3 protein-coding genes are annotated in these 1837 nt (G+C 58.8%); 1 reads left to right on the top strand and 2 read right to left on the bottom strand.

What is annotated here, in order from left to right:
* Positions 1–463 (top strand): hypothetical protein (locus ACPYOI_RS35585; protein WP_481424113.1); only part of this gene is annotated, 463 nt, incomplete at its 5' end.
* Positions 464–669: 206 nt separating this feature from the next.
* On the opposite strand, the gene ACPYOI_RS35580 is transcribed toward ACPYOI_RS35585, so the two are convergent.
* Positions 670–1311: an HD domain-containing protein gene (locus ACPYOI_RS35580; RefSeq protein WP_481424112.1), complete on the bottom strand. Its 642-nt coding sequence runs from the start codon at positions 1309–1311 to the stop codon at positions 670–672.
* A gap of 158 nt (positions 1312–1469) precedes the next feature.
* Positions 1470–1837 (bottom strand): carboxymuconolactone decarboxylase family protein (locus ACPYOI_RS35575; RefSeq protein WP_481424111.1); only part of this gene is annotated, 368 nt, incomplete at its 5' end.

Raw genomic sequence — 1837 nt, 5'->3', positions numbered from 1 at the left:
CCGGTACGCTCTCGTTGCGCCAATCGGCCGTAACTTTCATCCCGATTTCCGGCCAGACTTGACACCCGCCGAGATGCTAGCGCTCGGGGTGTTCGGCGGCAAGTACATGACCGATTGTCGCGACGAATTCCCCAACAGCTGGTTTGCAGAGGCCCGGCTGTCGTCGCTGCGAAAAGATCCGTCACTTAATTGGTTCGGTGTCGACGCCAGCCAACCGCTCAGCGTCTGGCGAGCTAAGGGATGGATACATCCCGACGATCCGCGTGGCTGGATCCAGTGGTACTGCCGTTACCACCAAGGTCGTCGCATGCCCGGCGAGGACGAGCGACAGATCGCCCGTTGGAAAGCTATTCGCCGCCATCTCGCTCAGCTTCGTCGAGCCTGCGAGCCTGGGGATTGCTGGTGCCGGCCGCGTCAGCGCCAGGCTTTGCTGCATTGGGCATATGACAGCCGTTCGATTTGACTGTTATGCCGCTGCAGTGCCCAAAAACGTCCGGTATCTTGCTTGCGAGGCTAGCTGCCGGCAGCACACGGCCCAATCGGTGATTCGAACCATGCCAAGATATTCGATTGTCTAGAAAATTTAATTGAACAGGAAGTTTGTAACGATGGGGTCATTGGTCCTGATCCCTGGAAGGTGCTCACCTCCCCAGAAGACGGAAATTAGGTTCAACTTTCCCAACGCGAGCCAAGGATGACGCTGCACATATCGACCCGCCGAAATTCCGGATCCTTGAACGCGAGCACGTCGTCGTTGAAGGTGCCGAAGGTGCTGTGCGGCCGGTGCTTCATGCCGTGGTAGAAAGCATCGATGATGCCGTGCTTGAAGTCGGCCTCCCGCGGAAAGGCGGCGATGACGGCCTCGCGCTGCGCGTCGGTGAATTCCTCGTAGCCCCTGCCGGCAACGTCCATACCAGCACCCGCCTGCACTAGTGCGATCTCCGGGCGCATGAATTCCGGTATGCCGGGCGTGGTGTGGAGGGCGACAGCGTTCCAGACGATCTCGATGTCGCTGTCGGAAATGCCGCGCGCCCGCAGGAAGTCCCGCGCGGCGTTCGCGCCGTCTACTTCGAAGCGCAACTGACTGTTTTCGTAGCGCGCGGTGAGGCCGATGTCGTGGAACATGGCGGCTGTGTAGAGCAGTTCCGGGTCGAAGGTCATGCCACTGCGATTTCCCGTCATGGCTCCCCAAAAGTAGACCCGGACCGAATGATGGAAGAGCAGATCGCTCTCGGTATCGCGAATGAATTCGGTCACCTCGCGTGCGATTTTGCTGTCTGGGATGCTCGTTCCCGATATTTTCTCAAGCATGGTCTATCCCCGATTGTTAGCTGTTGCTGCATTCGTCGCGAGTTCGCCGGGAGTCCCGCATCTCCGCATCCCTGATGAACTGAGCTGCCTCGCAGGCAGGCTTGCTGTCGAGGATTCGTATTCCGGAAATCTCAACGACGGTCATGCTCCGCACGCCATCAATGTTCCAGCACAGCCTGCGGCGTATTGCGGAAGCTGATGGCCATCCGATTATAGCTGTTCATCAGGCTGATCGCGATCGTCAGATCGACGAGTTGCTTTTCATCGAAAACCTCTCGCGCGGCGGAGTAGGCGCTGTCGGGCACGCCGCTCTCGGCGACGAGAGTCACGGTCTCTGCCCAGGCAAGCGCGGCCCGCTCGGTCTCGCTGAAGAGATTTCCACCTTCTTTCCAAGCCTGAACCAGCGCGAGTTTCTCGATCTTCACGCCCCTCTTGATCAGGTCGCGAGTGTGCATATCGAGGCAATAGGCGCAATTGTTGATCTGCGAGACCCGCAGATAGACGAGATCTACCAGTTCGCTAGGCA

This window comes from Rhizobium sp. SVR5-2C, from assembly GCF_056755115.1.
The sequence above is the reverse complement of the archived record's forward strand: the minus strand, read 5'-3'. Positions and strand labels throughout refer to the sequence as shown.